The following is a 6,015-nucleotide window of genomic DNA, read 5'->3' as shown; positions in this document are numbered from 1 at the left end:
GTGCTGTGGGCGGGGGAGGCCGGCGATCCGTTCGCGGACGCCCCGGCTCCCGGGCTGCTGCGGATCACCGACGACGAGGTCGTCGCCGCGGGCCGGTCGGCGCTGCGGCCGGTGGTGGGGGCCTGACGTGGCGGCGGTCGGGGTCGCCGGGGCCGGCTACGTCGGCCTGACCACCGCCGCCTGCCTCGCCGCGCTGGGCCACGACGTGGTGTGCACCGAGGTCGACGAGTCCAAGGTGGCGCGGCTGTCCCGGGGCGAGGTCGAGCTGGCCGAGCGGGAGCTGGCCCCGCTGGTGCGCGACGGGCTGGCCGCCGGGCGGCTGCGGTTCACCGCGGACGTGAGCGCACTGGACGGGCGGGAGTTCGTGTTCGCCTGCGTGCCCACGCCGACCGGTCCGGACGGCAGCGCCGATCTCAGCGCCGTCGAAGCCGTGCTCGCGGCGTTGCGCCCGGCGCCGCACACCGTGCTGGTGGTCAAGTCGACCGTGCCGGTGGGCACCTGCGCCCGCATCGCCGGGACCGCCGGGATCGCCGTGGTGAGCAACCCGGAGTTCCTGCGCGAGGGCCACGCGGTGCACGACTTCCGGCACCCGGACCGGATCGTGCTCGGTGGTGACCCGCCGGTGGTGGAGCGGGTCGCCACGCTGTACGCGGGGCTGGACGCGCCGGTGGTGCGCACCGGCCACGCGAGCGCCGAGCTGGGCAAGTACGCGAGCAACGCGTTCCTGGCGCTGAAGCTGTCCTACGTGAACCTGCTGGCGCGGCTGTGCGAGCGCACCGGCGCCGACATCGACGCCGTCACCCGGACGATGAGCCTGGACGAGCGGATCGGGCCGCACTTCCTGCACCCCGGCCCCGGCTGGGGCGGATCGTGCCTGCCGAAGGACACCCGGGCGCTGGTGGCCTCGGCCGCCGCGGCGGGGGTGGACCTGACGGTGCTGCGCTCGGCGATCGAGGCGAACGACCGGCAGTACGACCACGTGGTCGCGCGGGTGCGGGAGGCCGCGGGCGGGCGCCTGGCGGGAGTGCGGATCGGGGTGTTCGGGCTGGCGTTCAAGGCGGGCACCTCCGACCTGCGGGACTCACCGGCACTGGCCGTCGCCGGCCGCCTGGCGGATGCGGGCGCGGTGCTGACCGGCTACGACCCCGGCGTCGGCGGCGGTGACCAGGCCGGGCCCGTCCAGCGGGTGGACGACCCGGTGCTGGCCGCCAAGGGCGCCCGGGTGCTGGTGGTGCTGACGGAGTGGCCCGAGTTCACCCGCCTCGACTGGAGCCAGCTGGCCGCCGTCGCCGAGGGCGACGTCGTGGTCGACACACGCGGCGTGCTGGACCCCGCGGCACTGCGCGGCAGCGGGTTGCGCTGCGTGCGCCTCGGGCACCCGGCCTGAGTCAGCCGGCCACCTGAGCGGCTTCCGCGAGGTGGCGGGCCGCCACGGTGACGCTCGGGTACAGGGGCAGCTGCTCGTGCAGGCCGGTGACCTCCAGCGGGCGGACGACCACCCGGTGGCTGCCCGCCAGCGCCCACCGCACGTTGCGCTCGGCGGCGGCGTCGTCGGTGTCGACCAGGGCCTGCAGGCCCGCCGAGCCGAGGAAGGTGATCGCCTCGAGGTCCAGGATGAAGGTCCGGCCGTCGTCGAGGCAGCGGGTCAGGAAGTCGCGCAGCGCGGGTGCGGCGACGAGGTCGAGTTCACCGGTGAGACGGGCCAGCCGGATGCCGTCGGCGCGGTCGGTGACATCGATGCGGAGTTCGTGAGCTTCGGACACGGGTGGTCTCCCCGGGTTGTGGTGAGCACAGCGGGGACGGTCACACACGCGTCCAAGATCCGAAAAGTCGCACCATTCGAAAGCTCGAGGCCGGGTGTGTCCGTTCCCGGCACGGCTGGTCACTCAACCGCTCGTCACCGACGGTACGGACCGGCTACTGCCGTTGGCAACCCGGGTCATCCGGTTAGCGACGATCGTGCCGGGTATCCGGTCCCGGTCGGCGCGGCACGGCTTCCGTTCGCGGTGGCCGCCCGGGCCGGTCGTGGTGGGTGCACCGGCGGTGCGGGACAGCGGTGGTCCCGCACCGCCGGCCGCCGCTCACCGCACGGTCGCCCACACCGTCTTGCCGCCGGAGGGCTCCCGGCGGCAGCCCCACTGCTCCGACGTCTGCGCCACCAGCAGCAGCCCCAGCCCCGGCGGGCGACCGCTTTCCCGGATGACCGGCTGGCGCGGGTCCTCATCGGTGACCTCGACCGTCAGCCCGTCCCGGTGCAGCTCCAGGCAGAGCCGGGGCGCCGCGCCCGTGTGCCGCAGCGTGTTCTCCACCAGCTCCGTGACGATCACGGCCGCGTCCGGCGCCAGCCCGGGCACCCGCCACTTCGCGCACATCTCGGTGGTGAACCGGCGTGCCCGCCGCGCCGCGTCCAGTGTCCGCGGCAGCCTGAGCTCGGTACTGCGGCGCATCGCCCCGATCGCTCCCAACGTCGGCGAACGGAACGGGAGATACCCGGCGGCCCGGGCGCGAAACGCCCGCCGTTTGCCCCGGTGGGGCCCGGGTACCCGGCGGGGCATGGACGAGCAGTCGTTGCTGCGCACGCTGACCAAGGTGGTCACCACGCTCACGGCTCGGGACATCCCGTTCACGGTGGCCGGCGGCTGCGCGGTCTACGCCAGGGGCGGTCCGCCGTCCGACCACGACGTGGACGTGTTCCTCAAGGAGGAGGACGTGCCCGCGGCCAGGGCCGCCCTGGTCGCCGAGGGTATGCGGCCGGAGGACCCGCCGGAGGACTGGCTGAGCAAGGTCTGGGACGGCGACGTGCTGGTCGACCTGATCTTCCGGCCCAACTACCGCGCGGTCACCGACGAGACGCTGAGCCGCTCCGACGTGATGCGCGTCGGCCCGACCATGGCGCCGGTCCTGGGCGGCACCGACATCATGATCGACAAGCTGCTCGTCCTCGACGCGCACCGCTGCGATTTCGCCCCGCTCCTGCACATCGCCCGCGACCTGCGGGAGCAGGTGGACTGGGAGCGCGTGGCGAAGGAGACCGGCGAGTCCCCGTACGCGCAGGCGTTCCTGACGCTGCTGGACTCGCTGGACGTCGTCGAGGTCGAAGGAACCCCGTGATGACCCCCGAGCACGAGACACACGAGCACGAGACACCCCAGCACGAGACACCCCAGTACGAGACACCCCAGTACCGCGCGGCCCATCTGCGCCGCGCGCTGGCCGAGGACCCCCGGACGGCCGAGATGGGCGTCCGGGTCAACGTCCGCGGCGACGACGACGTGCACCTGTCCGGGGAGGTGACCTGCGAGGAGCGGCGCACCGAGCTGGAGACCGTGCTGCACGAGGTCGCGCCCGGGGTGCGGGTGCACAACGACGTGCGGGTGGCCGACACCCGCGAACCGGCCCGGAGGGAGGACCTGCGGTGATCCGCGTGGCGGCGGTCGGGGACGTGCACCTCGGCGAGGACGCGCGGGGCCTGCTGCGCCCCGCCCTGGAGCACCTGGCCGACCTGGCCGACGTGCTGCTGCTGGCCGGCGACCTGACCCGGCACGGCGCGCTGGAGGAGGCCGAGGTCGTCGCCGACGAGTTCAGCGGCCTGGACCGGCCGGTGGTGGCCGTGCTGGGCAACCACGACTACCACAGCGACCGGCAGGACGACATCACCAAGCTGCTGGAAGACCGAGGCATCCGGGTGCTGGAGGGCGCCTCGGCCCGGCTGGAGGTCGGCGGGCAGACCCTCGGCGTGGCCGGCGTGAAGGGCTTCGGCGGCGGGTTCGCCGGCAAGTGCGCCAGCGCGTTCGGCGAGCGGGAGATGAAGGCGTTCGTCGAGCACAGCATCGAACGGTCGGAGGCGCTGCGCGCCGCGATGATGGAGCTCGACGACGTCGACCACCGCATCGCGCTGACCCACTATTCACCCATTCCGGAGACCCTGCGCGGGGAGCCGCCGGAGATCTACCCGTTCCTCGGGTCCTACCAGCTCGGTGAGGTGATCGACGAATGCGGCGCCGACCTGGCGATCCACGGCCACGCGCACTTCGGCTGCGAACAGGGGGTGACGCCGGGCGGGGTGCGGGTGCGCAACGTCGCCCAGCCGGTCATCCGCAGCGCGTATGCCACTTATGGGCTCGGGGCTTGATTCACCGGTGTGATCGGGAGCACCCTGGGTTCGTCCACTCGGCACCCGGGGAGGGCGCATGACGGAGCTGAAGGCACGCCCCATCGTCCTGGGCAACCGGTACGAGCTGCCGGCCAGGCACCGCAAGGGCAGCCTGCTGGTGAAGATGGCGAAGACGACCGATCACAAACTGATCGGGCTGATGTACCTGTACACGTCGCTGGCCTTCTTCGTCATCGGCGGCGCGCTCGCGCTGCTCATGCGCGGCGAGCTGGCCCAGCCGGGGATGCAGTTCCTCTCGCAAGAGCAGTACAACCAGCTGTTCACCATGCACGGCACGATCATGCTGCTGCTCTACGCGACGCCGAACGTGTTCGCCTTCGCCAACCTGATCCTGCCGCTGCAGATCGGCTCGCCGGACGTGGCGTTCCCGCGGCTGAACGCCTTCTCCTACTGGCTGTTCCTGTTCGGTGGCACGATCGTGTTGTCCTCGTTCCTCACCCCGGGCGGCGCCGCGGACTTCGGCTGGACCGCCTACACGCCGCTGTCGGACGCGGCCCACTCGCCGGGCATCGGCGGGAACCTGTGGATCACCGGCCTCATCGTGTCCGGTCTGGGCACGATCCTCGGCGGGGTCAACATGCTCACCACGATCGTGTGCCTGCGGTGCCCGGGCATGACGATGTGGCGGATGCCGATCTTCACCTGGAACATCCTGTTCACCAGCGTGCTCGTGCTGGCGGTGTTCCCGATCCTGACCGCGGCGCTGTTCGGGCTGCTGGCCGACCGGCTGATCGGGGCGCACGTGTTCGACCCGGCCACCGGCGGGCCGATCCTGTGGCAGCACCTGTTCTGGTTCTTCGGCCATCCCGAGGTCTACATCATCGCGCTGCCCTACTTCGGGATCATCACCGAGATCATCCCGGTGTTCAGCCGGAAACCGCTGTTCGGCTACCGGCTGATGGTGTTCGCGACGATGGGCATCACCGCGCTGTCGTTCGCGGTGTGGGCGCACCACATGTTCGCCACCGGCGCGGTGCTGCTGCCGTTCTTCTCGTTCATGACGTTCCTCATCGCGGTGCCGACCGGGATCAAGTTCTTCAACTGGATCGGCACCATGTGGAAGGGGCGGCTCACCTTCGAGACCCCCATGCTGTGGTCGGTGGGGTTCCTGGTGACCTTCCTGCTCGGCGGGCTGACCGGCATCATCCTGGCCTCGCCGCCGCTGGACTTCCACATCACCGACAGCTACTTCGTGGTGGCGCACTTCCACTACGTGCTGTTCGGCACGATCGTGTTCGCGACCTTCGCCGGGGTGTACTTCTGGTACCCGAAGATGACCGGGCGGATGCTCGACGAGCGGCTCGGCAAGCTGCACTTCTGGACCACGTTCGTCGGGTTCCACACGACGTTCCTGGTGCAGCACTGGCTCGGTGACGAGGGCATGCCGCGCCGCTACGCCGACTACCTGGAAAGCGACGGGTTCACCGTCCTGAACACGATCTCCACGATCGGGGCGTTCATCCTGGGCGCGTCGATGCTGCCGTTCATCTACAACGTGGTGCGCAGCTACCGGTTCGGCGATCCGGTCGAAGTGGACGATCCGTGGGGCTACGGCAACTCGCTGGAGTGGGCCACCACGTGCCCGCCGCCGCGGCACAACTTCCTGGAGCTGCCGCGGATCCGGTCCGAGCGGCCGGCGTTCGAGCTGCACTACCCGCACCTGGTGGAGCGGCTGCACGACGAAGGGCACATCACGCTCACCGGCCGGACCATCCCGCATTCGGAGGCGACGAAGACGCCGTCGGAGAAGGCCACCGAGGAGATCACCGAAGGCGGCTCGCCCACCGCGCACGATTAGCGCTCTCCGCCCGGGGGTAGCCGGACTACGAGCTACCCCAAGG

General features: G+C 71.4%; 7 protein-coding genes. 5 read left to right on the top strand and 2 right to left on the bottom strand.

Translation table 11 applies throughout. The annotated features are described in order from the left end of the window. The first annotated feature begins 127 nt into the window (after nt 1-127). Nucleotides 128-1,387, top strand: a complete 1,260-nt coding sequence (locus D0D15_RS27515; RefSeq protein ID WP_115944857.1) for a UDP-glucose dehydrogenase family protein — start codon at nt 128-130, stop codon at nt 1,385-1,387. Nucleotide 1,388: 1 nt separating this feature from the next. On the opposite strand, the gene D0D15_RS27510 is transcribed toward D0D15_RS27515, so the two are convergent. Further along, nucleotides 1,389-1,763, bottom strand: coding sequence for an STAS domain-containing protein (locus D0D15_RS27510; RefSeq protein WP_094005978.1), 375 nt, complete (start codon nt 1,761-1,763; stop codon nt 1,389-1,391). Between the two features lie 318 nt (nt 1,764-2,081). Continuing rightward, nucleotides 2,082-2,447 carry an ATP-binding protein gene (locus D0D15_RS27505; RefSeq protein ID WP_094005979.1) on the bottom strand — a complete coding sequence of 122 codons (366 nt, stop codon included), beginning with the start codon at nt 2,445-2,447 and terminating at the stop codon, nt 2,082-2,084. Nucleotides 2,448-2,553: 106 nt separating this feature from the next. On the opposite strand from D0D15_RS27505, the gene D0D15_RS36430 reads away from it, so the two are divergent. The 4 genes from D0D15_RS36430 to ctaD are packed head-to-tail and all read left to right on the top strand — an operon-like array spanning nt 2,554 to nt 5,972. Then, the gene (locus tag D0D15_RS36430; RefSeq protein ID WP_094005980.1) at nt 2,554-3,111 is read left to right on the top strand and encodes a nucleotidyltransferase family protein; all 558 of its coding nucleotides are present in this window, start codon (nt 2,554-2,556) and stop codon (nt 3,109-3,111) included. Next, nucleotides 3,111-3,419, top strand: coding sequence for a BON domain-containing protein (locus tag D0D15_RS36425; RefSeq protein ID WP_094005981.1), 309 nt, complete (start codon nt 3,111-3,113; stop codon nt 3,417-3,419). Before D0D15_RS36430 ends, D0D15_RS36425 begins: the two co-directional genes overlap by 1 nt. After that, on the top strand, nt 3,416-4,132 hold the full coding sequence (locus D0D15_RS27490; protein ID WP_094005982.1) for a metallophosphoesterase family protein: 717 nt from the start codon (nt 3,416-3,418) through the stop codon (nt 4,130-4,132). The genes D0D15_RS36425 and D0D15_RS27490 overlap by 4 nt, the downstream gene beginning before the upstream one ends. A gap of 58 nt (nt 4,133-4,190) precedes the next feature. Then, nucleotides 4,191-5,972: an aa3-type cytochrome oxidase subunit I gene (gene ctaD / locus D0D15_RS27485; RefSeq protein WP_094005983.1), complete on the top strand. Its 1,782-nt coding sequence runs from the start codon at nt 4,191-4,193 to the stop codon at nt 5,970-5,972. Nucleotides 5,973-6,015 lie beyond the last annotated feature (43 nt).

The organism is Amycolatopsis thermalba, assembly GCF_003385215.1.
GTDB classification, from domain to species: domain Bacteria; phylum Actinomycetota; class Actinomycetes; order Mycobacteriales; family Pseudonocardiaceae; genus Amycolatopsis_E; species Amycolatopsis_E thermalba.
The sequence above is the reverse complement of the archived record's forward strand: the minus strand, read 5'-3'. Positions and strand labels throughout refer to the sequence as shown.

Bases quoted from the DNA above. Each gene is read 5' to 3' on its own strand.
- D0D15_RS27505 (WP_094005979.1), bottom strand. From the start codon at position 2,447: ATGCGCCGCAGTACCGAGCTCAGGCTGCCGCGGACACTGGACGCGGCG.
- ctaD (WP_094005983.1), top strand. From the start codon at position 4,191: ATGACGGAGCTGAAGGCACGCCCCATCGTCCTGGGCAACCGGTACGAG.
- D0D15_RS36430 (WP_094005980.1), top strand. From the start codon at position 2,554: ATGGACGAGCAGTCGTTGCTGCGCACGCTGACCAAGGTGGTCACCACG.
- D0D15_RS36425 (WP_094005981.1), top strand. From the start codon at position 3,111: ATGACCCCCGAGCACGAGACACACGAGCACGAGACACCCCAGCACGAG.